Genomic DNA, 26,676 nt, shown 5'->3' with positions numbered 1-26,676 from the left:
GTTTATATAAAAAATCTATGTCTCTTAAAATAATTCCTTTTGAGTCTGAACATGCAGTTATTTTCAAGGATTTAAACATCGCTTGGCTTGAGAAATACTTCTATGTTGAACCAAAGGATGAAGTCCTTTTAGGAGATTGCGAAAATGCCATATTGGGTATTGGCGGATATATTTTCATGGCAGAATATGAAAATACTATTGTCGGATGCTTTTCTTTGATACCCTATGAGGAGGATCACTTTGAACTCGGAAAAATGGCAGTTGATCCAAAATTTCAAGGTTTGAAAATCGGACAGCAGCTACTATGCTTCGCCTTAGATTTTGCCAAAAAGAACGGCTGGAAAGCAGTAACCCTCTATTCTAGCACCAAATTACCTACTGCTTTACATCTTTATCGCAAATACGGATTTAAAGACATTGAACTTGAAAAAGATTTACCTTATGCTAGAAGTGATGTAAAAATGAGGCTAGATTTGATTGAGAATTAAAAATATAAAGATTATGAAAAAAGTAGTATTTGTATTCTTAGGATGTATTCTATTGATTGGATGTAAAGAAAATCAAAGCAAAAAACCTTTGCTTGATTCAGATATTAAGGACCCAACAAAGAACTTAAGTCTAGAAGAAGTAAACCTAAAGCAATTAGATTCAGAAATAAAAATCATTCCTATCGAGCATGCCACAGCCATTTTAGAATGGAATAACATTATCATATATATCGACCCTGTTGGTGGTGTTGAAGCTTTTGAAGGACAAAAACAACCCGATTTAATTCTCATTACTGATATTCATGGAGATCATTTAAGTATCGAAACGCTTGAAGCTTTGAATACGGAAAAGGCAAAAATCATGGTGCCGCAGGCCGTAGCGGATAAGATTCCGGAAAACTTCACGCCACAAATTGATGTTTTAAATAATGGAGATTCTAAAGAACGATACGGAATTACAGTAGAAGCCCTACCTATGTACAACCTGAGAGAAGAAGCTTTAAAATTCCATACCAAAGGTAGAGGAAATGGGTATGTTCTTAATATCGGCGCAGAACGTCTTTACTTTTCGGGAGATACCGAAGATATTCCTGAAATGAGGACTTTACAAAATATTGACAAAGCTTTTGTTTGTATGAACTTGCCGTATACTATGACCCCTGAAAGTGCTGCGGATGCCGTTTTAGAATTCAACCCCAAACAAGTATATCCCTATCATTATAGAGGAAGACCAGAGGTAAGCGATGTAGCAAAATTTAAAGCGATGGTATATGCAGGAAATCCTGATTTGGAAGTAATTCAATTGGATTGGTATCCAAATGATGCCTATTGAAATAAGTAAATAGTCCTAAGTATAAAGATATTTCGTTTTACCACGAGATTAAAACAGCTAAAAAAAGCCTCTAAGAATTTCTTAGAAGCTTTTACTTTGTACTATCTACTTTATACTTATTACTCTTATACTATCGTATCAACTTCTTATACTTAATTCGCTTCGGAATCAAATCTCCACCCAAACGTTTCTTTTTATTCTCTTCATAATCAGAGAAGGAGCCTTCATAGAAATATACTTGTGAATCACCTTCAAAAGCCAAGATGTGTGTACAAATTCTATCTAAAAACCATCTGTCGTGTGAGATGACCACCGCGCAACCTGCGAAATTCTCTAAACCTTCTTCTAATGCTCGTAATGTATTGACATCTAAATCATTAGTAGGCTCATCTAAAAGTAAAACATTACCTTCTTCTTTCAATGTCATTGCTAAATGAAGACGGTTTCTTTCTCCACCTGAAAGCATACATACTTTTTTATTTTGCTCACTGCCTGAAAAATTAAAACGACTTAAATAGGCTCTTGAATTTACCTGGCGCCCTCCCATCATAACCAATTCTTGTTCATCAGAAAAATTCTGCCAAATCGTTTTTTCTGGATCAATATTGGAATGTTTCTGGTCTACATAAGCTAGTTTTGCCGTGTCACCTACTTCGAATTCTCCCTTATCTGGAGTTTCTTCACCCATTATCATTCTAAAAATTGTAGTCTTACCAGCACCATTCGGACCAATAACACCAACAATTCCCGCTTGCGGTAAAGTGAAATTCAAATCTTCATATAGCAATTTGTCATCATATGCTTTACTAACTCCTTTGGCTTCAATAACATTGGTTCCTAAGCGTGGTCCGTTTGGAATATATATTTCAAGCTTTTCATCAAGTTGTTTTTGATCTTGACTCATCAACTTATCATAATTCTTCAAACGTGCTTTTTGCTTTGTTTGTCTTCCTTTAGCACCTTGACGTACCCACTCTAGCTCTCGTTCTAAAGTTTTTTGACGTTTCGACGCAGTTTTGCTTTCCTGCGCTAAACGTTTCGATTTCTGATCTAACCAACTAGAATAGTTTCCTTTCCAGGGAATACCCTCTCCTCGATCTAATTCTAGAATCCAGCCAGCAACATTATCTAAGAAGTATCTATCGTGCGTCACAGCGATAACAGTTCCCTTATATTGCGCCAAGTGATGTTCTAACCAATGCACCGATTCCGCATCCAAGTGGTTGGTAGGCTCATCTAGTAGTAATATTTCTGGTTCTTGCAATAACAAACGGCACAAGGCCACTCGCCTTCTTTCTCCCCCAGATAAAACACCAATTTTTTTATCCGAATCAGGAGTACGAAGTGCATCCATGGCAATTTCAAGCTTCGTGTCGAGTTCCCAAGCGTTTGAAGCATCGATTTGATCTTGCAAACCAGCCTGCTTATCCATTAACTTCTGCATCTTATCAGCATCTTCATAGACTTCAGGAAGGCCAAACATATCATTGATCTTATTGTACTCATCAAGAATGGCAACAGTTTCAGCAACCCCTTCTTTAACAACCTCTAAGACGGTTTTGTTCTCATCTAACTGCGGTTCTTGCTCAAGGTATCCGACATTATATCCTGGAGAAAAAACAACATCACCTTGGTAGTTTTTATCTACTCCAGCTATAATTTTTAACAAAGTCGATTTACCGGAACCATTGAGTCCGAGAATACCAATTTTTGCTCCGTAAAAAAAGCTGAGATAAATATTCTTAAGTACAGGGGTATTTGCAGTTTTAAAGGTTTTGGTAACTCCTGACATGGAGAAAATCACCTTTTTATCATCCGACATATTAATAGATTATTGGATTATTGAATTATTCGGTGGTAAATTTTCAAGTATTGACAAGTTTCAATTCTTAATTTCTAAACTCTTCCTTTTAGGGCATTAAAAACCCATGCGATAGCAAAAAATCCGATTCCCACAGAGGCAAAACCCCATCCTGCAACATCGTCATATCTAAAAGCACCTAGCGCAATTAAGGCACAACCTACCGCTATCATTATAAAAGTTGCCCAAGCAAGTACGGTATTTTTGTTCATTCCCATAGTTTATTTTTTTTGGTTGGTTTGGTTTGTGGTAGCCTCAAATATCGTAAAAAATACAGGAAGTATCTTGATGATTTAACACTTTATTCCTCAAACGGAAAAACCACTCCCGACTGACGACGCACTTCGTCTAGCAAGCCAATAAGGTCAATACTATTCTGATGACTCCATAGTTCACTTTGCAATTTACCAGCCCTTAAACATGCGTGAACCTCCTCAATTTCATATGAGTACCCTTTACCAAGAGTTGGAAGATCATTTCTTTCTTTAGACTCCCCTTTTATGAAAGAAAAACCTTGAGTCTCATGCCATCGTGGGTCGATAAAAATAGAACCTTTATCTCCTTGAATTTCTGCTCGCATCTCAGAGTTTGTTGTCAATCCACTATAAAGAATAGCTTGGGCACTTTCATAATTAAAAATCATGGAGGTTTGAATCTCAGCACCGGTCTTATGAAAGTTAGAGGTAGATTGAATACGTTCGGGTTTCCCAAGAATTAAATACGCCAAAAATATAGGGTAAATACCAATATCAAGAATAGAACCTCCCGCCAAATCAGGGTTCAAAATACGTCCGCCCTCATCGCGATCTAATCCGTAAAAGGCAAAATCAGCATGAATATAACTGACCTTACCAAGTTCTCCAGAATCAATACATTCTTTTACTTTCTGGATAGACGGATTAAAACGACTCCATAATGCCTCCATCAGAAAAACATTGCTTTCTTTCGCGACGGAAATCATTTTTTCAACTTCTGAAAGATTAATTCCTAAGGGCTTTTCACACAATACGTGTTTTCCGGCTTGCATAGCCTTAACAGCCCAATCCATATGACCTGTATGAGGCGTCGCTACATATATAACGTCGACTTCATCGCAAGTAAATAGCTCCTCATAACTACCGAAAGCTTTCTCAGCTCCAAAATCAGCTGCAAAAGTTTCAGCACGTTCTAAATTGCGGGAAGCTGCGGCAACAAGATTACCCTCATCAACCAATTTTAAATCATTTGCAAAACTTTGCGCGATCTTACCTGGGCCAAGAATACCCCATCCAATTTCATTCTTCATATAGTTATCCTCTTTATCAAAACTAGTAATTTTACTTGATAATCGAGTTTTAAAATACTCCAAAGCGCTTCAACACTTAAAGGTCTTTTCTTTTCGAATGCCTCGCAGCTTGCCTCGAGGTTGTTTACTCCCTAGAAGGTAGAAAGCACTGAGAATATTTCTTCCATTTAACACAAACCTAAAAGGTATTATTAGCAATACTCAATTTTAATTAGCTTTTAATCAAAATTCAAAAAAGGGTCAATTTTAGTACTTATCTTTATGAAATAATTGAAATAATCTTTTATATGGATCTCAACTTCAATAAAAACGAAGATCACAATAAACTACTTGTATCAGAACTTAAAAAACGACTTGCCCGAGTGAAACTGGGAGGCGGTAAAAGTCGCATCGAAAAACAGCATGCCAAGGGCAAAATGACCGCTAGAGAGCGTATTGCTTATCTTTTAGATGATGATGCCAAAAGCATTGAAATTGGGGCATTGGTAGGCGAAGGTATGTATGAAGAACATGGCGGATGCCCGTCAGGAGGAGTGGTTATTAAAATAGGACATATAAAAGGCAAACAGTGTATCGTGGTGGCGAATGATGCAACAGTAAAAGCTGGTGCATGGTTTCCTATTACAGGAAAGAAAAATTTACGAGCTCAAGAAATCGCCATTGAGAATAGACTCCCTATTATTTATTTGGTGGATAGCGCAGGTGTTTACCTGCCTATGCAAGATGAAATTTTTCCAGATAAAGAACACTTCGGCCGCATTTTCAGAAATAATGCAGTGATGAGTAGTATGGGTATTACCCAAATCTCAGCTGTTATGGGAAGTTGCGTAGCTGGTGGCGCCTACTTGCCTATTATGAGCGACGAAGCTTTAATAGTTGACAAAACTGGGAGTATCTTTTTAGCGGGAAGCTATCTTGTGAAAGCCGCTATTGGAGAATCCATAGATAATGAAACTCTTGGTGGTGCTAGTACACATTGCGAGATTAGTGGTGTAACGGACTATAAGGCGAAAGATGATGCGGCGGCTCTAGATACTATTAAAAACATTGTAGATAAAATTGGAGATTTTGATAAAGCTGGATACAGCAGAATTAAATCTCTAAATCCAAAATTAGATCCGAAAGAACTTTACGGAACCTTACCAAAAATGCGACATGATCAGTATGATATGCTTGAAATTATCAATCGCATTGTAGATAACTCTGAATTTGAACAATATAAAGGAGACTACGGAAAAACCATACTCACGGGGTATGCCCGCATAGATGGATGGGCCGTAGGTATTGTTGCCAACCAACGTAAGGTGGTAAAGAATGCTAAGGGTGAAATGCAATTTGGAGGAGTAATCTATTCGGATTCCGCGGATAAGGCCACTCGTTTTATCGCCAATTGTAATCAAAAGAAAATTCCACTAGTTTTTCTTCAGGATGTCACCGGATTCATGGTAGGAAGCAAAAGCGAACATGGAGGTATTATCAAAGATGGAGCAAAAATGGTGAACGCCGTTAGTAACTCTGTAGTTCCGAAATTCACTATTGTTATAGGAAATAGTTATGGCGCAGGAAATTATGCCATGTGCGGCAAGGCCTATGACCCTAGGTTGATTGTAGCCTGGCCTAGTGCTGAATTGGCGGTGATGAGCGGAAATTCTGCAGCAAAAGTTTTATTGCAGATAGAAACTGCTTCTTTAAAGAAAAAAGGAGAAGAAATCACTCCCAAAAAAGAAAAAGAACTTTTTGATAAAATTAAAAATCGTTACGACAATCAGGTCTCCCCATATTATGCAGCCTCACGTTTATGGACAGATGCCATAATAGAACCAACAGACACCAGAAAGTGGATTTCTATGGGCATTGAAGCTGCAAATCATGCACCAATTGAGAAGCCGTTTAATTTGGGGGTTTTGCAGGTGTAAACACCACTAATTACGAAGCAAATTCATATTGACTGTTGTTTTCGCGAGTAGTTTTACGGTCATTTTTTTGTATCCTTTTCCCTCAAAAGAAATAACATCATCTTTCTCTCCGAGAATTTGATATCTGCCTTTTTCATTAGAGAAAGTTTCTTGATTGGTGGTAAGGTTAGTAACCTTGATATTTCGTAGTGGTCTTCGTGATGAAAAAATAAAACCAGAAATATTCTTTTTCGATTTTTGTGCTTTTGCAACCTTGCTCTCGGCTCGCTTACTATCAGAAAAATAAGTAGTATTCAAATGATATGCCATTGCGGAATGATTCAATTGCTCCCATTTATCCAAACTTGCATATTTACCCAGTGAGTATGTGTTTTTATCCGCAGAAGCAGCAATTACCAAACCAATAGGTTTATCGCCATATACTTTCAACAATTCTAAGCTGACAAAAAAATCATCTTTGATATAGATAGAATAAGGTGTTAAATCTACTACGGCTAACCTTGTACCAGGTCGAATAGTATAAAGTATATTTTTATTTGAACTGTTCAATTTTTTTCCTACCGTAGTTCTCGACTTACCGGTTTCATATATGTTCACTCTGACCAGCACACTATCGGATGGGTTGGCGAAAACTTCAAAAAACAAAGTATTTAATCTTCGAACACCTTTCTTAACTTTTATTTTTGTTGCTAGCTCACCGCCTAGGGCTATATTATCTTTCCAATAACCAAAAGTTTTTTCACCATAATTTTGATAGCCGACGACATCACTGACTTCAAACGCTCCCCTATTGGTTACAATTACCTCATCAAGTACAACACTTTCCTCCTGCATCAAAATTTTAGGATATTCGTTGCTAACATATTGTAAACCAGAAACTATTTTTTTTAAGGTTTTATAGCCAATTGAAGAAAATTGTATGACATCTGAGGTCGAAAGTTTAGATTTATCTATAAATAAGTTAAATCGCCCTTCTTCATCAGATACGGTACCGATACCTTTTCCAAAAACGCCAATATTTACATAAGGTATGGGCTCTTTAGTTTCAGAATCTAGAATTTGACCCTTGTAGTCTTGTTGAGCAGAAATAATATGGATGCAAAAAAAGAAGAACGATAAAAACAAAACTCTTTCGTAATTCATTAATTAGAGACTTTAGAAGTGTTATATAATTCAAATAACTCTTGATTTACATTCTTAAGTCCCAATCGAAACACCTTTATCTCTTTTTTTTGAGCGGGTCGACCATAGTTATAATAAATAGTTGCTTTTAGATAGGTAGGTTCTAAACGCTTATTGCCTTTATAATTAACATTAACCTTCCAAATGCCTGGTAAAGAACCATCCATTAAAAACTCTTCACATGAGTAACCAATAACTTTTTCCTCATTTATTCGTTCATTGTTAGCAAACATCGTATGCTCCCAATTTAGATAGTGTTTTTGAGGATTAACAAATTGTAGATCAAATTCTGCTTCACTATCATTCCATTCGAAAACAAGTCTAGTACCATCGAATTCCACAAACTTATCAGAACGTTCGATACCTTCTCCGCCATCAAGTACATTATTGCCTTCTAATGTCAATAAGTTGTCTGATTCACGTTCTAAGATTGTGTGAATTTTGGTAGTATCAGTAAGCCGTAAGAGATTTTCATCTTTTAAATACTGATATCTAGCATACATGCTTGCCGATTTTTTAAAGTTACCTGAGGTCCGATAACTTTCCGCTAAATCTCTATAAGATTGCACATAATTTGGTCTAAGAACAAAGATTTTTTCATATATGGCTTCGGCATCTTTTACTTGATTATTGACATCAAAATAGTAGGCCCAAACTTTTAATAATGAAGGGTTACGTTCTGCTTTTTTAATAGCTTCATCAGCTATGTTTTTAGCAAATTTGTGATGGTTCTTTTCCATAAAATAGGCATAGGAATCGATAAAGAAATATGGGGAGTTTTGATATTTTTCTTTGTTTTTTTCAAAAACCTCCTCTGCTGCTGAAACCGTTTTACTGCCATGAAGTTCACGCAAGAACATTGGATTCGCTTGCAATATCGAAGCGGCATCTAGCGCATCATTTTCAAAAATATTATTACGAAGTTTTGCCCGGTCATAAGGTAAATTTGTACCCTCTTCTTTTGCACCAAAAGAGCTTGTTTTTGTATTTATAAATACGACGCCACCAGCAGCAATACTTCCAAAGCGCCAGGTAGCATGTAAACCGCCAAGTATACCTACCCTTTTTACATTGTTAATATCTAACCAGGTAGGAGCTTGTAAAAATAAGGCGCCGTCAATTTCATAGATAAATGGTGTTCCGCCACTTATAGACCCTCTAGATCTGCCATACAAAGCACGTTCCCCTAGTCCGTTAGTACCGATGCGCATTCCAGGAAACTTTCCTTGAAGCGCTGATAAGATATCAATAGCGGCGTTATTAAGCTCACCTCCATCTATTACCCCAAAACTATACGCAGTTGACTCCGGACTCAAATACCCGAGGGAAGTAAACACGATTGATTTATTTACTTCATAATCAATAGATAAATCCCTTTGCGTTTTTCGTTTTGATTTAGTTACCACTACTTCATCCAATTCCTCGAATTTTGGCCACATCTCAATGTTTAAAATTCGAGTCACATCTTCAACAATGATCTTGACCGTCTTCTTGCCGACATAGGAGAACTCCAGTACATCTGAAGATTTAGCTTTGATCTCATATTTGCCATTGTTATCAGTCGTTGTGCCAATTTCGGTGCCAGAAACAGTAATATTAACCGCCTCAATAGGAGCTTGCCCATCGGTGACGGTCCCCCAGATAATTTGCTTATTCTCCTGAGCCTGTCCAATAACATAACTCAAAAGAAACCAGAAGAAAATGAAATTTTTCATAGGCTATTTAGTTTGTCGAAATACGCGCTGAATTCACCAAATCAAACAATTCATAATTTGTATCCTTTAAAGACAAACGATATACCTTAACTTCTTTTCGTTGTGAGTTCAATCCGTAGTTGAAATATGAAGTTACCTTTAGATAGGTAGGTTCTAACTTTTTATTACCCCTGTAGTTCACATTTACTTGCCATTTGCCCGCAAGAGATCCGTCAATTAAAAATTCTTCAGAAGAATATCCTTTTAACTTTTCATCCATAATACGATCGGCATTTGCGATTGAAGTGTGCTTCCAGACATAGTAGTGATTTTCAGGATTAACAAACTGAAGTTCGAATTCTGCCTCACTATCATTCCATTCAAAAAGCATACGTGTACCATCAAATTCGGTATATTTTGCAAGCCTAGTCTGTGGACTCGCACTTTCCATTACTTGGTCTCCTTCTAGGGCCAAAAGATTTTCTGCATCACGATCGATAATACTACCCAAACCTAAGCTGTCTGATTCTAAAAAACCTTCTTTGACCAAATAGTTATAACGGGCATACATTGAGGCCGCTTTTTTATACTTCTTAACATTACGATAGCCTTCAGCCAAATCACGATAAGACTGCGTGTAATTAGGTCGCAAAATAAATATCTGTTCATATAATTTTTTTGCAAGTTTCGCATCTCCATTGGCCTCAGCATAGTAGGCTAATGCCTTTAAATAAACTGCATTTTTATCTACAAGAAGTAAATTTTTCTCTAAAATATCGGATGCAAACTCTTCTTCTCCTATACCCATAAAATAAGCATAGGAATCGATTAAGAAATATGGGGAGTTGCTATATTTCTCTCGGTTTAATTTGTAGGTGTCTTTAGCAATTTCAGTAGTTGCTGCTCTTTTGTAATCGGCAAGATAAGTCGATTCGTCTTTAAGGAGATCGGTTTTAGAAAGCGCATCATCTTTATAAATATTGTTTCTTAGTCGAGCCATGTCCACAAGTTTATTGATCTGTGGATTTCCGTTAATTGTGTTAATAACGATTACACCACCTGCTCCAAAACTTCCATATTGTGCCGACATTGCCAAGCCAGGAAAAATAGCAATGCGCTTCATGGCTGGCAAAGGAAGCCATATTGGAGCATCACCAAACAATTGACCGTCTACATCAAATACAAATGAACGCCCTTGGGTTAAAGAACTAAATCTTCTAGAGGTCACCGAGCCACCATTTATACAATCGCCATTGACCTGAACTCCTGGAAATCTTCCTTGTAATAAATCAAGAATACACAGTCGAACCGGACTGATATCCTCCTCGCCCATTAGCCAAACTTGACCCGGTGCGCGCTTGGTATCTAAATATCCCCAAGCAGTGTTGATTATACTTTCATTTGCAGGATATTCAAACTCCAAATCTTTTTGAGAGCGCCTTTTACTGGCTTTTACAACCACTTCATCTAACTCATTGATTTCTGGCTGCATTGTAATGTTTAATATACGTGTAACGTCTTCAACTACAACTTGCATATCTCTTAAACTGGGATATGAAAAGGTAATGACATCTCCCTGACGAGCTTCTACTTTGTAAACACCATCAATGTTAGATTTAAAAATTTCATCTGATCCGGAGACTTTAATATCTGCATTAACCACAGGCGCATCGAGATATAATACTTTACCCTTTATTGTTTTAAAATTTTCTTGAGCGTAGGTGTTTGTAAATAAAATAAGGGCTGCGAAGGTGAAGAGAATTCTTTTCATGGTTTAGTTTTTACAGGTTAACACATAGGAATTATCTCTCAAAAACCTTGCCAAATTTGTTAAATTTTCTTCATGGTTCCTGCGGGAAGAGTAGCACATTTACATCATAGATTCCTTTTTATCTATAGTTAATTAGGGTTGCTATTACCTGAATTAACCAAATCAAACAACTTGTAATTGTTATTTTTTAAAGTCAAACGGTATACCTTTACATCTTTACGTTGCGAAGCTAAACCATAATTGAAATAGGTAGTGACCTTTAAATAGGTTGGCTCCAACTTCTTATTACCGCGATAATCAATATTAACCTGCCATTTACCTGCAAGAGAACCATCAATTAAAAATTCTTCAGAAGAATATCCCTTAATTTTTTCATCCATAATACGACTTGAATTGGACTCCATAGTATGTTTCCAGGTATAGTAATGTTTCTCCGGATTAACAAACTGTAATTCAAATTCTGCTTCACCATCGTTCCATTCGAATAACAATCTAGTTCCCTTAAAGTCAGTATACTTTGCTAGGCGTTTTATCGCTTTTTTACCTTCAATAAATTTATCTCCCTCTAGGGCCAAAAGATTTTCAGATTCTCGATCTATAATGGCCCCTAGACCAACACTATCTGATTGAAGAAAGCCCTCATCGACAAGATAATTGTATCTCGCATACATTGCTGCTGCCTTTTTATGATTTTTAATGTCACGATAACTTTCAGCCAAGTCACGATAGGATTGTCCATAATTCGGTCGTAATATGAAAACCTGTTCGTATAAATCTCTTGAAATTTTTACTTTATCATTTGCTTCAGCGGCATAAGCCATTGCTTTTAGATAAACTGAATTTCTATTAAATAAGGGTATATTTTTTGTCAGTAAATCTGCAGCAAATTCATCCTCTCCTTGCTCTAGAAAGTAGGAATAGGAATCGATGAAGAAATGCGGCGAATTGTAATACTTTTTTAAATTTTCTTTGTAGCGCAATTTGGCTTCTTCCCTTGAACTACTAGCGCGATAATCTAAAAGGTAGGTAGGCAAGTTTTTGTCAACTTCGTTTGTCGAAAGCGCATTATCTTGATATATATTGTTTCGTAGTCTTGCACGATCAAGTAATTGAACCGAGTTGATACTTGCAGTACCTCCGGTTGTATTGATAACTATAACTCCACCAGAACCTACAGACCCATATGTGGCGGTGGTAGCTAAGCTGCTAAGCACTGCAATACGTTCAATAGAGTTGACATCTATCCATGTAGGTGCACCAGTTAAAATTTGACCATCAACATCATATATTAAGGACCCTGTTTGCGAGATAGAACCTGTTGCCCTTTTCAAAAAAAGAGATCCACCTTGCATACAATCTCCCGTACCTCCAATACTCGCAAACCTATTTTTGAGTAAATCAAGAATGCAGATATATACGTTTGAAATTTCCTTTTTTTCCAAAATTCGTATCTGACCTGAAGCTCGATCAGCATCTAAAAACCCCCATGCGGTTTTAATAATTCTTTTGTTTATGCCATAATCTTCCTCCATCTCTCGTTGACCTCTGCGTTTACTAGCTTCCACCACTACCTCGTCTAATTCATTAATATCAGCAGACATCGTTATGTTTAATATTCGCGTAACATCTTCGACAACAACTTCCATATCACGCAGACTGGGGTATGAAAAAGTAATAATATCACCCTGATAAGCCTGAACTTCGTATGCGCCATCTTTCGTTGACTTGAAAAGTGCATCTGAATTGGATACTTTTATCTCAGCATTTGCAACCGGTCCATCGAGATACATAATCTTACCCTTAATAGTTTTAAGGCTTTCCTGAGCGTAAGTTGAAGTAAATAAAATGAGGGCTGCAAAAGTGTAGAGAATTCTTTTCATGGCTTGATCTTTAACTGTTAAATTATAAAAAGTAATATCAAAAACCTTGCCGATTTAAGGTATTCTCAGAAGGGAGGGAAAAAACATAAAAATCATAAACCAGAATGCACCTTCAATATTTATTCATTGAAAGCCAACTTTGCACCAACTGATACAGTAAACAGTTCATGAGGTACATTTTTAAGGTCGAGTTTAAAGACTTTAGTTTCTTTACGCTGGGCATAACTTCCGTAATTATAGTAGACAGTGGCTTTCAGATAGGTGGGGGTTAGGCTTTTATTTCCTAAATAATTGACGTTCACTTTCCATGTGCCTGGTAACGAACCGTCAATTAAATATTCTGCAGTACTATACCCATACTCCTTTTCTCTTGAAATTAGAGCATCATTATCTGCTAAAGAATGTTTCAGCATAAAATATTGATTTTTAGGATTCACGAACTGCAATTCAAACTCTGCCTCACTATCGTTCCATTCAAAAACTAGTCGGGTACCTTGAAACTCTTCCTCTGCTATATATAAGTCATCCGCAGCGTTAGCATCTAAAATTGAATTTTTATCTAATAATAAAAAGTTATTATATTCTCTTTCAAATAGTACGGAAAAACCAATTGAGTCATTCTTTAAAAGCCCTTCCTCCATCAAAAAGTTATATCTGGCATAAATTGATGCTGCTTGTTGCGTTTTTCTAGTGTCTCTATAGCTATTTGCCATATCTAGGTATGATTGCAAATATGTAGGACGTAATCTCAAAACTTCTTTGTATTGTTTATTTGCTTCTTCGTATTCCCCCAAAGATTCAAGTTGATATGCGAGCGCTTTAAGTAAAACAGGATTCTTTTCAAATAGATTGGAGCTATTTTCTATAATTTCATTTGAGAAGTTCGAATCGCCCCAGCGTTCCTTAAAATACTTTTGCATATCTAAAGCAAAGTAAGGGTGTCCTTTGTACGCGGATGCATATTTTTCATAACGCCCTTTCGCATCGCTTAAAGATTCACTGGCATATATTTCAGAAAGATAGCTCGGCCAATTATTTTTTAAATCCTCTTTAGAAATCATGTTTTTTGAGGCAAAATTATTACGCAATCTTGCCTGATCATAGATTTTGTTGGACTTGGGACTTGCGGAAATTGTATTAATTACAATGACACCCCCCGCACCAGCGTTACCGTATTGGGTTGAAGCTGCAAAATTATTCAATATGGCCAATCGCTTGATATTTCGAATATCTAACCACAACGGTGGATCATTTAGAATTTGACCGTCCAAATCAAAAATCGCTGATCTTGGGTTTAATAATGAAGAATTGCCTCTAACAAAAACTTTACCTTGATTCAAATTAGAATTTACGCCTGTACCAGATGCCGTAATAAGACCAATAACTCCGGCATCATTATCACTCTCACGACCTGTCAAATTCGAACCACCCTCGCTCAAACTTGTAAAAGTTGGTCCAAAAGCACCGCTACATTCACCCTGAACCCGAATACCACTGAATTGATTTCTTAAAAGATCAAGTATACAGAGTGTAACCGGATTTATTTCTTCACTGTTCAAGAATCGAATATTACCCGCAGCAGTATCTGCGTTTAAATAACCAAATGCTGTCCGTATGATATTTAAATTCGAACCATATTCTAATTCTAACTCCTGCTGAGATTTTCGATTGCTACCTAGTACAGTTACCTCTTCTAATTCTTGAACATCAAGAACCATATTAATGTTAAGAATTCTTGTAACGTCCTCAACTTTTATTTTTATAGTTTTGAAACCCTGAAAGGAATAAGTAATATTATCATTGGTCTTAGCCTCTATACGGTACTTACCACTTTCATCTGTGAATATTGCTTTCGGACTATCATTTATAGTTATCGCAACGTTACGAAGGGGAGAAACTCCATCAGTAACTTTACCAAAAATAGTTTTGTCTGTCTCTTGCGCAAAACCTACCCAAGAAACGAATGAGAATAGATATAGTAACTTTTTCATAGCCTCAGTTTTACTTAAAGTTACAAATTTTACTTAAAACTTAACTGTTAAATACATCTAAGTCAAGCCTATTTGTCAAAACAAAACATATTTTAAAGGCAGTAAAATATACTTTAATTCACAAAAAGCTTCTTTAAGTTCTTCTTCTCATTGGCTTGAGAAAAATGAACTAAAACGTCTTCTTTTGATTGTTCTGGATATCCAAAATTGGTGAAAATTGTACATTTTAACACTAAAGGAGCTTCGTCTCCTATTTTAGTTTCACCCAGATACTTTGCATTAATCACCCATTCTCCGGCTACATCACCATAGAATTCATACTCCTCAATACGGTAATTGTTTTTCAATTCGTCTTCAATGCGTTGTTTAATCTCTGAGTTGGTATGTACCCAATTAAAAAAGCGTTTTTGCGGGTTTACAAATTGCAATTCAAACTCTTCAGCTGGAGTGTTCCATTCGAAAACCAAACGAACTTTATATTTTAAGTTGTTTAAATATTTGGAATCTATCGAAGTAACATTGAGCTCGCTCTTGTGTTCAAAAATGAGATTTTTTATCTCACGATTCAAAGTCTTTTTTATACCAGACGCATTTACAGAAAAATAGGTGTTTCCTTTATCAAGAGCTATCAATTCATTCAAACACTCTTGATATTTCTCCTGTCCCTTCTTAGCTAAGGCTCTATTAAAATAGGCATTAACGTCATTCGGAGAAAGTGCGATAATTTCGTCATTGACATGAACTGCATTTTCATAATCACCAATAGTAGAAAAGGCCTTAGAAACTACTCTTAACACATCAATATCATCTGTATTCCATTCTAATAGATTTGAAATAACCTTTCCTGCAATCTGGCTATCCTTATCCTTGAAATAACTGAAAGCGTCTAAAAAGAATTTGATATTGGTTTGGTTCAAATTCCTTAAAGCCATATAGGTGTCATAAGCATCTTGTAACGATTTACTTCCATTTAGAGCGTTTAGAGTTGGACTCGTACTAGAAGCTAATTCGCCTTGAGATTCGTTGTAAACATTATTTTTCAAGAGGGCTTGATCAACAGGCTTTCCTCCTTTACCTCCACCTGATTGGGCAGTTTTGGTTGTGATTAAAATAACCCCCCCTCTTCCTTCACTACCCCATGCATTTGTTGCTGCCAAGCCTTTTAATACTGTGATACTTGCAATATTAGAAGGATCGACGTAATCCATATTGAAGCTGGTCTTTGCATAATTGCTTCCAGATGTATCGCTTCTTTGCATAGGCACGCCATCGATAACAACCAAAGCATCCACATTCATATTTATGCTGGCATTGCCTCTTATTCTGGTGTTTCCAATGCCTCCATTTTCTCGGCTTAAAGGATTTTGTCCTTTTATTTCTACACCTGGAATCTTTGTATTAATTGCATCACCAGCAGTAAGTGTTACTTCAGAAATATCTTCAGCGTCAATCGTTGAAACTGTGTAACCGATTTCTTTTTGATTTTGTAATCGGTAGCCTGTCATAACCTTCGCTTCTTCTTCTAATTGCTGTTCTATGACCACAACTTCATCTAATGCGACAATGTTAGAGGCCATAAAAACATTTAAATGGGTCATCGATTCAACGGGCAACATTTTAATCGTCTTACTTTTTCTGCTAGTAACCACAAGAGTATCACCTACTTGAGCGGGAATAGAAAACGCACCTGAAGCATCTGTTAGAAAACTATCGGATATTCCTTTGATAGTAACCTTTGCGCTTGAGGCGGGTTTATTGTCTATATAAACCGTGCCTTTTATCTGAGGCCTCTGCTGTGGTACTTCATTTGCTGTTTTTTGTTGAAGCGCCTTTACATTTTCCGGAAGCATTGCGGCAAAGTCCATCAAACGGCTTTTGTTTAACAAAGCGGTTCGTTCAAGAAACTTAGCATTTCTACTCGGACTACTGTTAACCAAAAAGCTTTTCCCATTTAATGCCAGAAGATCTTTGGAGAGCGTTTTCTGACCATCAGTAAAAACGTAAACATTCGGATTCTTAATTTTGCCTTTTAGATTCGCATAAACTGTTCCTCCGTCATACGCAACATTTTGAAGATCATTTTTAAGAGATGTCCAGTCACCTTCTTTGATACTGTAGTTTTTTTCTTCTACATTGATACCAAATAATAATAATTGTACTTCTTGATTTTTACCTCGTTGAAAGACTTTTTCTAATACTGAAAGATCCTTTTCTAAATCGCGATCAGCCATAGAGGAAGAAATATCCCAACAAATTGTGGTATTGTTATTCTGAGTTTCCTGAGAAAAAGTCGGCGAAAGTGCGAATAAGAAAACGAAGATTAAAAGTATTTTTTTCATAGTTAGCGGTGTTTCCTTTAAAGTTATATTAAAAAGCATACAATTACAAATGAGCTTTTAGTTGCCCTGATGCCCTTTTACTCTGGGAATCAATAACAATTCTGTTTGTCTACCATTTACATATCGAAATCCACCTTCACCATAAAACCCTGCTTCCTCTAACATGATACGAATATCTCGCTTCCATTCAGGAATCGTAATTGTGGTATTTAATTCAATTGCATAAACCGTATTCGGATTCAGGGGGTAATTCTCACCATCATCTTTCATAACTCCACCTTGAGAATCCCACATACCAATTGTTGTCCCAGCTGAATGTCCATACATCCCTAAAGGATGCGTATAAATTGCGGGGCGTAATCCCGCTGATTTTGCTTCTTGAAGCGCTTTTGCCAAAATCTCATTTCCTGTTTTTCCTTTGATCATATTGTCAGTAAGGAAATCTTGGACTCTATTACCGTCTTTTAGCCCATCTACCAAAAACTTTGGTGCTTTGGTTTCTTCCGGTTTGAGTACATAGGCCAATTCTTGACAATCGGTGTTTAATCGTAAATAGGTAATTCCGAAATCGCAATGCAATAAATCGCCTGGTAGTATTACCAAATCATCAGGTCTTCCAGAGAAAGAATACAAATGCCCCACTAATTCCTCACTAGAACGTTGAATATCAACCGTGGGATGAAACCAAGTTTCTAGTCCCATATCAGTAACTTTCTGACGCATCCACCACTCTACTTCAGATGTTGTAGTTATGCCCGGAGTGATCACTTTTTCAGAAAAAGCTTCCGCAATAATGTCATGAGTTACATCAACTAATTGGTCATAAATAACCATTTCGCGTGATGTACGGGTCTCGATCCATCGAACAGCTAACTGTTCCGCAGAAACTATTTTTGATTCAAATTTCTTGGGAATATTTTTCATAAACTCATCAAAATCGGTTTTATCAAGTCCGTCTGCTATATTGTGATCTTTTGAAAAGTTTAATCCGATTTTCTTCGGATTTCTTTCTGATATCAACTGCATCAAACGTTTCCATTGGTTGGGTTCTTTTTCTTTATCCCAAGCAGATTCAATATTTTCACCAACATTATACCTTGCAACTGCCAATTTCTCAATTGTATTTTTTGCTTTATCTCTATAAAACAAAAGAATGGTTCTTCTTCTGGCATTTAACCAAGTAGCAGGAAGCATGGTTCGCAACACCGGATCTTCGTTATATTCTCTTGAAATGAGAATCCACATATCAATTTCGGTCTGATCCATCAATTTTGGCAATAGGTTATTAAAACGGTCGGCAAGTATTTCATCTACTACTCTAGCGCGTTCCATTTCTGGAAGAATCTGCTGAGAAATTCCGTATGAGCTAAAAATGAGCAGTAAAATAGTCAGTGTATTTCTCATAATTTGAAAATGGTTGGAGGTTAAAAACTAATTCTTTTAAAAATACATCATATCTTTAAATCAAATGAATGAGAAATATTTTTTTTTAGGAAACTTCAAACTGGTTTTACTCTTATCATTTATACTTCTGAGCTGCTCGCAAAAGAATGATAATAGCAAATTATCAAATGAAGAAGAGAACACTGTCTCTTTAGATAAAGAAGAAATACTTTTTATAGGAAATAGTCATACTTACTACAATGAAGGAATTGCCACTCATCTAAAAAGATTCAGAGAAAATGATAATTTGAATATAGAATTAATTATTCAAGATGCGGCATTTGGCGGATTCACTTTGCAAGACCACCTAGAAAATCAAACGACCTTAAACAAGTTAAATGAACGTTCTTGGGATGCAATTATACTGCAAGAAAACACCTCAATTGCAGCCGATGAATTACCCTCTACCCAGGTTGCAATGGCATCTTTTGCAGAAATGGTAAAGCAAAAAGGCACTAAAATCTTCTTGTTTATGACTTGGCCTTATAGAGACAATCCTGATATGCTCACTAGCATTCGACAGACTTATGAAAATGGAAGACTAGAAACAGGAGGAATACTGGTGCCCGTTGGTGAAGATTGGCTTTCAATACAACAGAATACGGAAGTTGACATCAATTTATATGATCAAGATGGCGTGCATCCGAGCTTAGAAGGTTCTTTTTACACAGCTGCAATGTTCTACAAGGCTATCTATAAAAAATCGCCCTCTGATAATTCATATCAGGCAGGTTTGGGTAACGAAGTTTCAAATTACTTAAAAACTAGGGCAGATTAACTCATCTAAAAAATCTTCACTGCTTATTCTCAATTAATTTTAAAGTTTCCGCTCTACGAATTTTACCATTATCCGTAAGAACAAACTTGTCAACCACATAAACCTGTTTGGGAATTTCAAAATTATTGAAGAACGGACTATCCTTAAGTTCTTGAACTACCCTTCTTGCATCAATTTCATTCTCAACTATCAAAACTAGCTTCTCTCCTAATTTTTCATCGGGAATTCCCACCACAAAAAATCGATTCACAATATGGCTTCCGAGCTTAGCTTCAATTTGCTCAGGGAAGAGTTTTATGCCTCCTGAATTAAGAACATTGTCATAACGGCCTAACCATTCAAATTCGGTTTCTGATATCAGGTCTACGATGTCATTTGTAATAACAGGAGCATTTGAAACTCTGGAAGCCGATATGACCAAGCAATCTCTATCGTCTTTTGAAAAAACTACATTAGCTAAAGCTTTAAAACAGTTCTCAGTTTCATTCGGTATATGATTAACCTTTTTGACCGCTATATGGGTAATGGTCTCTGTCATACCATAGGTTTCAAAAATCTTAGTGGACTGCGTTTGCAATTTATCTTTCAAAGAATTTGATATTGCTGCTCCACCAATGATGAGGGTTCGAATTCTTTCTATCTGTTTGATGGAATTTTCCAATTGTAATGGTACCATAGCCGCAAAATCATAGTTTTTAGAAACTTTGAGCAAAGGGCTAGAAGAAGGTTCGACATAGTCTAGCTCTAAACCTAAAATCATGGCCCTTACCAACATCATCTTTCCAGCAATATATTCTGCAGGCAGACATAAAAGTGCTGAATTGCTTGATTTCAAATTAAAGTAACTACCTGTAGCTTGGGCAGAATTGACCATCTGCTGCTTTTGCAGAACAATAGTTTTTGGCTTTCCAGTAGAACCCGAAGTTTGGACTTCTACAAAAGACTTATCATCTAACCATTCAGATAAAAACTCTCCGATTGCTGTTTCATAAAGACTTCCCTCTTTAACTAGGTCATAGCCTAAATCTTTTAATTCAGATTTGGAGTATGAAACACCGTTTAATTTAAATTTTGTGTGGATCTTATAGTCACCGATGGTCATCAGAATTCGATTTTGGATAATCGTGTTCAATTAATGAGTCAGATGTTTCTGTTCTAGTTGCTTGAGCTTCCTTTAAAGGTTCAATAAGTTTTCCTGTTAGACGTTCCTTCCAATCAGTCCATTTGTATTTTTTTGAAAAAACAAATAAGATAATAGGATAGATAATAAGTACAGGTACTAAAACATCCCAACCTAAGACAGGGTCTGAAACGTCTCGATAGACAGAATCTGTTTGAAAGGCTGTCCAATCCGCAGTAACTAAAAGCGCAGCAGTAAGATTGTTCGCCGCGTGAAAACCCAAAGCAAGCTCAAGGCCTTCGTCCATTAAGGTTAATATTCCCAAAAAGAAACCCGTTCCTATATAAAAAACCATAATCCCATACCCTAATTTCTCTACTTCAGGATTAAGAATATGCATCAAACCAAAAAGCGTTGACGTAAATATCAAAGGCAACCATTTGTTCTTCGCAATTATACCTATTCCTTGCATCATATACCCGCGAAGAAAATATTCCTCCATACTAGTTTGAATTGGAATCATAACAATTGATATCGCAGCAAGAATCAGAAAGGGCTTTAGTTTAAAATTAAGCACATAATCTTCAGGTGACATTTTAATATCAATAATGATAAAAACAATGGAAACAATTGCCCAAAGAATGAATGCAAAAAAGATACGATTCCAATCTACTTTTTTTCGAGAAGTGGTTAATTCTTTAATGGGTTGTTGATGAACAACCTTAGTCCAAAAAAATAAACATGCAAGACCGATAGCAAAGGTCAATAACATTAGAAATAAAAATATATTTGAACCGAGAAGACTAGCCATGACTCCCAAATCTCCACCCGCTAGTTCATTTAAAGAGTTTGATTTTGAGAATACGGCAGCAATTAGCGGTATTCCACCAAATACTTGCCAGCCAATAAAGACGACTAAAATTCCTAAAATATAACGCCAACCTTCATTTAAACTCTTGTAGGCCTGTTCTATAAACATAATTCTTTAATTAAATTTTTATTCCATTGCTTATTCAAATCGTAATATAGCCTTCCTGCCGCAACTGTCAAAGGGCTTTCAAGATTATTGGTATACAGGCCACCTGTACCTAGGCCCTGAGGCATTTTATTTTTCAAGGTATACGTCCATTGTGCAATTGCGTTAAGACCAATATTACTTTCCAAAGCACTTGTTACCCACCAGCCTATATTATATTTTTCAGCCAAGCGAATCCATTCTAAACTTCCTTTAAAACCACCAATAAGGCTTGGTTTTAAAATGATGTATTGTGGCCGAATTGTTAGTAGTAATTCTTCTTTTTTATTTATATCTGAAATACCAATAAGCTCTTCATCTAAAGCAATATCTAAAGGCGTTTGAGCGCAAAGTCGCTTCATTACTAGGATGTTATCTTGTCTTATGGGCTGCTCAATAGAATGCAACTCAAATTCCGAAAGAATACTTAGTTTAGTTAAAGCCTCATTAATGGAAAATGCTCCATTGGCATCAACCCGTAATTCAATTTGATCTTTAGTATATTTTCTTCGAATGGATGCTATCATCTCAATTTCGGTATCAAAATTGATTGCTCCAATCTTCATTTTGATACATCGGAAACCTTCCTGTAATTTTTGTTGTATTTGTTCATGCATGAAGGATTCATTACCCATCCAGATTAATCCGTTAATGGAGATTGGTTCTTCTTTTGCAGTAAAATCCGAAGGAAATAGTTCAAATGGGTTTTTCGATGCTAAGGATAAAAAAGCTTGCTCAACGCCAAATTGAATACTAGGAAAATCTTTTAATTGATCCCAAAGTTTATTTTTTCCAATAGAAATGTTATCGCAAGTCCATTGTAATTTTTCTTCATAATTCGGAGTATCATCAAAACTTAGGCCTTTTAAAAGTCCACATTCTCCAATACCATACTTACCGTTCTCTTCAAGTACTAAAAACCAAGTCTCTTTTTGGGTAAGCACACCGCGTGAAGTTCCGCTGGGGCGTTTAAAATCAAGTATATATTTTTGATAAGATGCATTCATTCGCTACCTTCAAATTTAGCTATATTTTAGCTCTTAAATCAAAAGCAAATGAAGATAGATGGCAAAACAATATGGATTACAGGAGCATCATCAGGAATAGGTGAAGCCCTTACTTATGCATTAGATAAGAAAAACTGTAATCTCATCATTTCGTCTAGAAATGAAAACGAACTTCAACGCGTTAGAAACAATTGCACCCGTAAAAATGAAATTCAAATAATTGCTGTTGATTTAGCTCAATTTGATACAATGCCAGACTACATCGAAAAAGCTATTCATGCATTCGGTAGTATAGATATACTCATCAATAATGCCGGTATCAGTCAACGCTCGCTAATTGCCGAAACAGATTTCAATGTTTATAAAAAATTGATTGAAGTTAATTATCTAGGAACTGTAGCATTAACCAAAGCCCTACTACCCTATTTCATCAACAATCAAAAAGGACATTTTGTAACTGTAACAAGCCTTATGGGAAAATTCGGCAGTCCTTACCGTTCTGGTTATTGCGGTGCCAAACACGCGCTTCACGGCTTTTTTGATGTGCTCCGTATGGAACATGAGAAGGATGGTATTTCTGTTACTTTAGTCTGCCCTGGCTTCGTGAACACGAATGTAGCCAAGAATGCACTTATAGCAGATGGTAGTTCTCAAAACTTACAAGACACAGCTACCCAAAACGGTTTACCCGTTGCAGTTTTTGCAAAGAAAATGATTCGTGCTATTGAAAAGGAAAAATTTGAAACCTATATAGCTAGAAGAGAAAAAATTGGAGTATATCTTCGATTTTTTCCGAAATTACTTCACAGAGTTGTACTTAAGAGCACCGTTAGGTAGTCTTTATTTGAAGTTGAACCAGAATCGAACTCCTTCAGCAGTTTTATCGATATTCAAAGAAGATTGCAATTGATTTACCAAACGATTCATTAAACGAATACCCATTGAAGAATTAGCTCTATCATCAGTGTCTTCAGGAAGCCCTACTCCATTATCTGTATATTCAAAGTAGCCTTCTTGTTCTGCAATTTTTCGTAAATGAATATAGATTTTACCGTCATCATCGTTTTTCGGAAAAGCATACTTAAATGAATTAGAAACCAATTCGTTTAAAATTAGACCAAAAGGAATTGCGCGATCAATATCTAATTCAACGCCCTCGGCATCAATGGTAATATTAATATTGTGCCCTCCTTTTTTATAAACGGACTGTACACTATTAATCAAACTCTCAATATAGCCTTGCATTTCAATAACCGAAAGATCTTCATTTTGATACAGTTTTTGATGAATTAAAGCCATTGCCTTCACCCTACTTTTACCTTCCTCCAATGCTTCTATGGCCGCCTTACTTCGAGTGTTTTTGGTCTGCAAACTCAACAGGCTAGATACCATTTGCAAATTGTTCTTTACTCTGTGGTGGATTTCTTTGAGCAGTGAATCTTTTTCTATTAGAGAGTTCTCAATAATATGTTTTTGTTCAGCAATTAACCGTTGGTTTTTGATGCTTTTCAAATACGCATAAACTAGCCCTGCAAAACCTAAAAGTGTAAAGATCAAGGAAATGAAAACCATTTGTATTTGGTTTTCTTTGTTAACCATGGCAGTTCTTTGATTTTCAAGTTCCGTTTTTTGTTCCTCTATTCTTGTTTTGGTATATGCCTTGTCTTCAGCAATTACGGTTCCCACTTGTTGGTCTTGCAACTCTGTTTTATTCGATTGAATAGAGTCTTGGATACCTATATTTCGCTTTAAATAAATTGTTTCATTTCTATAATCTCCAGTCCTATCGTAATAGGAGGCAAATAGTCGATTTTTTTTAAGAATATTTTCCAATTTTTTTGGCCGCTCCCCTACAGTCAAATAATCCGTGGTTTTTCTATAATCACCTAATTGTAAATAACATTCCGCAATGGCCAATCTATTTTCGATTAAATCCGAAGAAAATTTACCTTTATTAAATTCTTCAATTGTTTTAATAGCACTTTCCAGAAGCGGAATAGCTTCTTCATACTGCTTTAGATGCACATAGCACTTACCAACATTACCTTCTATTATACCTTTAAGAATTTGACTCTCTGTTAACTCCTTATCACTTTTAACCTGAGTAACATCACTTAGATAAATTTTTATAAAACCAGCTGCTTTATTAAATCTTGTTAGTGCAGTGGGGTAAGACTTATCTAATCGAAGATAATTTCCAACATTATTATTAAATATAGCTAAGCCATAATAGTCTTTATCTCCAATATTTTTCTGTTCCGAAAAAATGTAATCATCCATTGCTCTTCTATGAAGACCTAGATCTGAATAGATATCATAAAAAACAACGTTTTCTGTAATACCCAACTCCCTCTTCTCTTTTCTAATATCAATTTGATCTTTATAAAAACCGAGTTGTGAGTAATTCTTATCCATCAAATCAAGAAGAATCGTCTTTGTTCCAAGGTCCCAAGTTTCCATTTCAGCGTAAAGTTCTCTGGCAATTGCCAAACTTTTATCATAGTCACCTATATCGTGAAAAATCTGTGATTGAACAAGTTTGTAGAAATTTATGGCTAGCGAGTCACTAAGTTTTTCAGAGTTATCAAGATATACGTTCACTTCATCTAACCAGTCAAATCCTGAGTTTTGATTGTAACGATTGGGTGTATTAAAAAAGAACTCAAACCGCTCTTCGGCACTTTTAGTACCTTGAAATTCCTGAAAATAATTTTGATCAGTTTGAAAGTCAGCTTGGGCAACTAAGGAGCTTGTGCCAAAAAGGCAAATAAGAAATAAGCTAAAAATTTTGCAGAGCAATTTTATCATATTCTATTCCGAAAAAATCGAGTGTAAATCAATTTTCAATTATCGGTAATTTTATAGTTCGTCAATGCGTTTAAAAGGTTTGGTCTCACTTTAAAACGTATTAATACACCAACGATTGTTCTCTTTTTAATTTAGATCGATATGAATCGACCTCCAAGCTTAATTGACTAGTTTCAAAGTTTTGTCAATCAAAAAAAGCCGTACAACATGTACACAGCCTTTAGAAATAAATTCAACTAAAATGAAGATAAGGTTTGGGACACTTACTTTAAGGTTATCAAAAATATTATAATGCAATTAAATTCCTAGAATATTGTTGTGTAAGGGCTGTTTTTTGTTGTGAAAATCAATATTGGGACAAAGGCGGGTATTTCAACCGATTTATGTGCATTTCATGGGGTTTTTGAAAGTGGTCGATTTTTGATAAAAATCTTTGATATGAACTAAAAAAAGAGCCCAATTAGAGCTCTTTTCTTTGCTTTTATGTAGATTTCTATCAAGAATTCATTGCCGAAATAATAAATTCTTTGAAATCTTTTGAGATGGGTATTAAATTATTATTGATCATAATATCCTTAGAGTTGATCGCATCAATATGATCAACATTTACAATGTAAGACTTATGAGCTCGATAAAATTTATTCTTGGGTAGTTTCTCTAAATAGTCTTTTAAAGGCGATCGTACCAAGAATTTTTTATCTACTGTATTCACTTCTAAATAGACATTATCTGCTTTTATAAACTGAATATCACCAAATTGTATTCGGTAGTACAAATGTTGTTTTTTAACGAAAATAGAATCTTTCAAAACAGAGTTCGACATTGGCACATCTTCTTGTGCCGTCTCATGATCTCCACCTTTACCTTCACCAGTACCATAGGTAAAGTTAGAAAGAGCAATTTCAATCGAAGTGTAAAGATCTTGTTGTTCAAAGGGTTTTACTAAATAGCCATTTGGCTTTACTGTTTTTGCGTTTTCAACAGTTGCTCTGTCTGAATTTGACGTTACAAAAATGAAAGGAATATCATAATTTTCACGAATATGTTTACCCAGATCGATACCTGTTTTGTCAGATGCAAGAATAATATCAATTAATACAAGGTCTACTTTTTGAGTTTTTAATACTTCTTCAGCTTGCTCGTAAACGATAACGTTGTCCACGATTTCATACCCAATTTCTTCTAGCATAGACTGCATATCGTCCGCAATGATCACATTGTCTTCAACGATAAGAATTCTAATAGGTTGTTCCAAGGTTTTGTAGT

The 26,676-nt window shown here is 35.9% G+C and carries 20 protein-coding genes; 5 read left to right on the top strand and 15 right to left on the bottom strand.

The genetic code is table 11. The features are described from left to right. The first annotated feature begins 17 nt into the window (after positions 1-17). Positions 18-488 carry a GNAT family N-acetyltransferase gene (locus ACKWCD_RS01675; RefSeq protein WP_413982186.1) on the top strand — a complete coding sequence of 157 codons (471 nt, stop codon included), beginning with the start codon at positions 18-20 and terminating at the stop codon, positions 486-488. Between the two features lie 13 nt (positions 489-501). Beyond that, positions 502-1,320 carry an MBL fold metallo-hydrolase gene (locus tag ACKWCD_RS01670; protein ID WP_413982185.1) on the top strand — a complete coding sequence of 273 codons (819 nt, stop codon included), beginning with the start codon at positions 502-504 and terminating at the stop codon, positions 1,318-1,320. A 130-nt stretch (positions 1,321-1,450) separates the two neighbouring features. Here ACKWCD_RS01670 and ettA read toward each other — a convergent pair whose 3' ends face one another. The 3 genes from ettA to ACKWCD_RS01655 form a co-directional block, all read right to left on the bottom strand. Continuing rightward, entirely contained in the window at positions 1,451-3,142 is a 1,692-nt protein-coding gene (gene ettA / locus ACKWCD_RS01665; protein ID WP_413982184.1) for an energy-dependent translational throttle protein EttA, read from the bottom strand. Positions 3,143-3,216: 74 nt separating this feature from the next. Continuing rightward, positions 3,217-3,399 (bottom strand): CAL67264 family membrane protein, encoded by a 183-nt coding sequence (locus tag ACKWCD_RS01660; RefSeq protein ID WP_413982183.1) that lies wholly within the window; start codon positions 3,397-3,399, stop codon positions 3,217-3,219. A gap of 83 nt (positions 3,400-3,482) precedes the next feature. Beyond that, positions 3,483-4,466: a Gfo/Idh/MocA family protein gene (locus ACKWCD_RS01655; protein ID WP_413982182.1), complete on the bottom strand. Its 984-nt coding sequence runs from the start codon at positions 4,464-4,466 to the stop codon at positions 3,483-3,485. 287 nt (positions 4,467-4,753) lie between these two features. On the opposite strand from ACKWCD_RS01655, the gene ACKWCD_RS01650 reads away from it, so the two are divergent. Continuing rightward, entirely contained in the window at positions 4,754-6,382 is a 1,629-nt protein-coding gene (locus ACKWCD_RS01650) for an acyl-CoA carboxylase subunit beta (RefSeq protein WP_413982181.1), read from the top strand. A gap of 6 nt (positions 6,383-6,388) precedes the next feature. Here the strand turns inward: ACKWCD_RS01650 and ACKWCD_RS01645 are convergent, their stop codons facing one another. The 7 genes from ACKWCD_RS01645 to ACKWCD_RS01615 all read right to left on the bottom strand — a co-directional run bounded on the left by ACKWCD_RS01645 (position 6,389) and on the right by ACKWCD_RS01615 (position 18,643). Beyond that, complete coding sequence (locus tag ACKWCD_RS01645; RefSeq protein WP_413982180.1) at positions 6,389-7,525, bottom strand: carboxypeptidase-like regulatory domain-containing protein; 1,137 nt, start codon at positions 7,523-7,525, stop codon at positions 6,389-6,391. Beyond that, positions 7,525-9,279, bottom strand: a complete 1,755-nt coding sequence (locus ACKWCD_RS01640) for a carboxypeptidase-like regulatory domain-containing protein (protein WP_413982179.1) — start codon at positions 9,277-9,279, stop codon at positions 7,525-7,527. Before ACKWCD_RS01640 ends, ACKWCD_RS01645 begins: the two co-directional genes overlap by 1 nt. A gap of 7 nt (positions 9,280-9,286) precedes the next feature. Continuing rightward, positions 9,287-11,029, bottom strand: a complete 1,743-nt coding sequence (locus ACKWCD_RS01635) for a DUF2135 domain-containing protein (RefSeq protein ID WP_413982178.1) — start codon at positions 11,027-11,029, stop codon at positions 9,287-9,289. A gap of 128 nt (positions 11,030-11,157) precedes the next feature. After that, positions 11,158-12,909 (bottom strand): hypothetical protein, encoded by a 1,752-nt coding sequence (locus ACKWCD_RS01630; RefSeq protein ID WP_413982177.1) that lies wholly within the window; start codon positions 12,907-12,909, stop codon positions 11,158-11,160. A gap of 119 nt (positions 12,910-13,028) precedes the next feature. Beyond that, on the bottom strand, positions 13,029-14,900 hold the full coding sequence (locus ACKWCD_RS01625) for a carboxypeptidase-like regulatory domain-containing protein (RefSeq protein ID WP_413982176.1): 1,872 nt from the start codon (positions 14,898-14,900) through the stop codon (positions 13,029-13,031). Positions 14,901-15,013: 113 nt separating this feature from the next. Further along, positions 15,014-17,239 (bottom strand): TonB-dependent receptor plug domain-containing protein, encoded by a 2,226-nt coding sequence (locus ACKWCD_RS01620; RefSeq protein ID WP_413982175.1) that lies wholly within the window; start codon positions 17,237-17,239, stop codon positions 15,014-15,016. A gap of 57 nt (positions 17,240-17,296) precedes the next feature. Next, the gene (locus tag ACKWCD_RS01615) at positions 17,297-18,643 is read right to left on the bottom strand and encodes a M24 family metallopeptidase (protein WP_413982174.1); all 1,347 of its coding nucleotides are present in this window, start codon (positions 18,641-18,643) and stop codon (positions 17,297-17,299) included. 64 nt (positions 18,644-18,707) lie between these two features. Here ACKWCD_RS01615 and ACKWCD_RS01610 point away from each other — a divergent pair, with 64 nt between their 5' ends. After that, a complete protein-coding gene (locus ACKWCD_RS01610) occupies positions 18,708-19,460 on the top strand; it encodes a DUF4886 domain-containing protein (protein ID WP_413982173.1) in 753 nt (250 codons plus the stop codon). 16 nt (positions 19,461-19,476) lie between these two features. Here the strand turns inward: ACKWCD_RS01610 and ACKWCD_RS01605 are convergent, their stop codons facing one another. The 3 genes from ACKWCD_RS01605 to ACKWCD_RS01595 are packed head-to-tail and all read right to left on the bottom strand — an operon-like array spanning position 19,477 to position 22,602. Beyond that, on the bottom strand, positions 19,477-20,562 hold the full coding sequence (locus ACKWCD_RS01605; protein ID WP_413982172.1) for an AMP-binding protein: 1,086 nt from the start codon (positions 20,560-20,562) through the stop codon (positions 19,477-19,479). Then, positions 20,549-21,559, bottom strand: a complete 1,011-nt coding sequence (locus tag ACKWCD_RS01600; protein WP_413982171.1) for a CPBP family intramembrane glutamic endopeptidase — start codon at positions 21,557-21,559, stop codon at positions 20,549-20,551. Before ACKWCD_RS01600 ends, ACKWCD_RS01605 begins: the two co-directional genes overlap by 14 nt. Beyond that, positions 21,550-22,602: an o-succinylbenzoate synthase gene (locus tag ACKWCD_RS01595; protein WP_413982170.1), complete on the bottom strand. Its 1,053-nt coding sequence runs from the start codon at positions 22,600-22,602 to the stop codon at positions 21,550-21,552. The genes ACKWCD_RS01600 and ACKWCD_RS01595 overlap by 10 nt, the downstream gene beginning before the upstream one ends. 48 nt (positions 22,603-22,650) lie before the next feature. On the opposite strand from ACKWCD_RS01595, the gene ACKWCD_RS01590 reads away from it, so the two are divergent. Continuing rightward, positions 22,651-23,439: an SDR family oxidoreductase gene (locus ACKWCD_RS01590; protein WP_413982169.1), complete on the top strand. Its 789-nt coding sequence runs from the start codon at positions 22,651-22,653 to the stop codon at positions 23,437-23,439. Positions 23,440-23,442: 3 nt separating this feature from the next. On the opposite strand, the gene ACKWCD_RS01585 is transcribed toward ACKWCD_RS01590, so the two are convergent. Together ACKWCD_RS01585 and ACKWCD_RS01580 are read right to left on the bottom strand one after the other, a co-directional pair. Beyond that, entirely contained in the window at positions 23,443-25,410 is a 1,968-nt protein-coding gene (locus ACKWCD_RS01585) for a histidine kinase dimerization/phosphoacceptor domain -containing protein (protein ID WP_413982168.1), read from the bottom strand. 496 nt (positions 25,411-25,906) lie between these two features. After that, entirely contained in the window at positions 25,907-26,665 is a 759-nt protein-coding gene (locus ACKWCD_RS01580; protein WP_413982167.1) for a LytR/AlgR family response regulator transcription factor, read from the bottom strand. Positions 26,666-26,676: the final 11 nt, after the last annotated feature.

The sequence above is a fragment of the Maribacter taeanensis genome, from assembly GCF_047345145.1.
In the GTDB taxonomy this organism is placed as follows: Bacteria; Bacteroidota; Bacteroidia; order Flavobacteriales; family Flavobacteriaceae; genus Maribacter_C.
Note: the sequence above shows the minus strand (reverse complement) of the source record. Positions and strands in the feature narration are given on the sequence as shown.

Excerpts from the sequence above, each read along its gene's own strand:
- ACKWCD_RS01675 (WP_413982186.1), top strand. The coding sequence starts at position 18 with ATGTCTCTTAAAATAATTCCTTTTGAGTCTGAACATGCAGTTATTTTC.
- ACKWCD_RS01670 (WP_413982185.1), top strand. The coding sequence starts at position 502 with ATGAAAAAAGTAGTATTTGTATTCTTAGGATGTATTCTATTGATTGGA.
- ettA (WP_413982184.1), bottom strand. The coding sequence starts at position 3,142 with ATGTCGGATGATAAAAAGGTGATTTTCTCCATGTCAGGAGTTACCAAA.
- ACKWCD_RS01660 (WP_413982183.1), bottom strand. The coding sequence starts at position 3,399 with ATGGGAATGAACAAAAATACCGTACTTGCTTGGGCAACTTTTATAATG.
- ACKWCD_RS01655 (WP_413982182.1), bottom strand. The coding sequence starts at position 4,466 with ATGAAGAATGAAATTGGATGGGGTATTCTTGGCCCAGGTAAGATCGCG.
- ACKWCD_RS01650 (WP_413982181.1), top strand. The coding sequence starts at position 4,754 with ATGGATCTCAACTTCAATAAAAACGAAGATCACAATAAACTACTTGTA.
- ACKWCD_RS01645 (WP_413982180.1), bottom strand. The coding sequence starts at position 7,525 with ATGAATTACGAAAGAGTTTTGTTTTTATCGTTCTTCTTTTTTTGCATC.
- ACKWCD_RS01640 (WP_413982179.1), bottom strand. The coding sequence starts at position 9,279 with ATGAAAAATTTCATTTTCTTCTGGTTTCTTTTGAGTTATGTTATTGGA.
- ACKWCD_RS01635 (WP_413982178.1), bottom strand. The coding sequence starts at position 11,029 with ATGAAAAGAATTCTCTTCACCTTCGCAGCCCTTATTTTATTTACAAAC.
- ACKWCD_RS01630 (WP_413982177.1), bottom strand. The coding sequence starts at position 12,909 with ATGAAAAGAATTCTCTACACTTTTGCAGCCCTCATTTTATTTACTTCA.
- ACKWCD_RS01625 (WP_413982176.1), bottom strand. The coding sequence starts at position 14,900 with ATGAAAAAGTTACTATATCTATTCTCATTCGTTTCTTGGGTAGGTTTT.
- ACKWCD_RS01620 (WP_413982175.1), bottom strand. The coding sequence starts at position 17,239 with ATGAAAAAAATACTTTTAATCTTCGTTTTCTTATTCGCACTTTCGCCG.
- ACKWCD_RS01615 (WP_413982174.1), bottom strand. The coding sequence starts at position 18,643 with ATGAGAAATACACTGACTATTTTACTGCTCATTTTTAGCTCATACGGA.
- ACKWCD_RS01610 (WP_413982173.1), top strand. The coding sequence starts at position 18,708 with ATGAATGAGAAATATTTTTTTTTAGGAAACTTCAAACTGGTTTTACTC.
- ACKWCD_RS01605 (WP_413982172.1), bottom strand. The coding sequence starts at position 20,562 with ATGACCATCGGTGACTATAAGATCCACACAAAATTTAAATTAAACGGT.
- ACKWCD_RS01600 (WP_413982171.1), bottom strand. The coding sequence starts at position 21,559 with ATGTTTATAGAACAGGCCTACAAGAGTTTAAATGAAGGTTGGCGTTAT.
- ACKWCD_RS01595 (WP_413982170.1), bottom strand. The coding sequence starts at position 22,602 with ATGAATGCATCTTATCAAAAATATATACTTGATTTTAAACGCCCCAGC.
- ACKWCD_RS01590 (WP_413982169.1), top strand. The coding sequence starts at position 22,651 with ATGAAGATAGATGGCAAAACAATATGGATTACAGGAGCATCATCAGGA.
- ACKWCD_RS01585 (WP_413982168.1), bottom strand. The coding sequence starts at position 25,410 with ATGATAAAATTGCTCTGCAAAATTTTTAGCTTATTTCTTATTTGCCTT.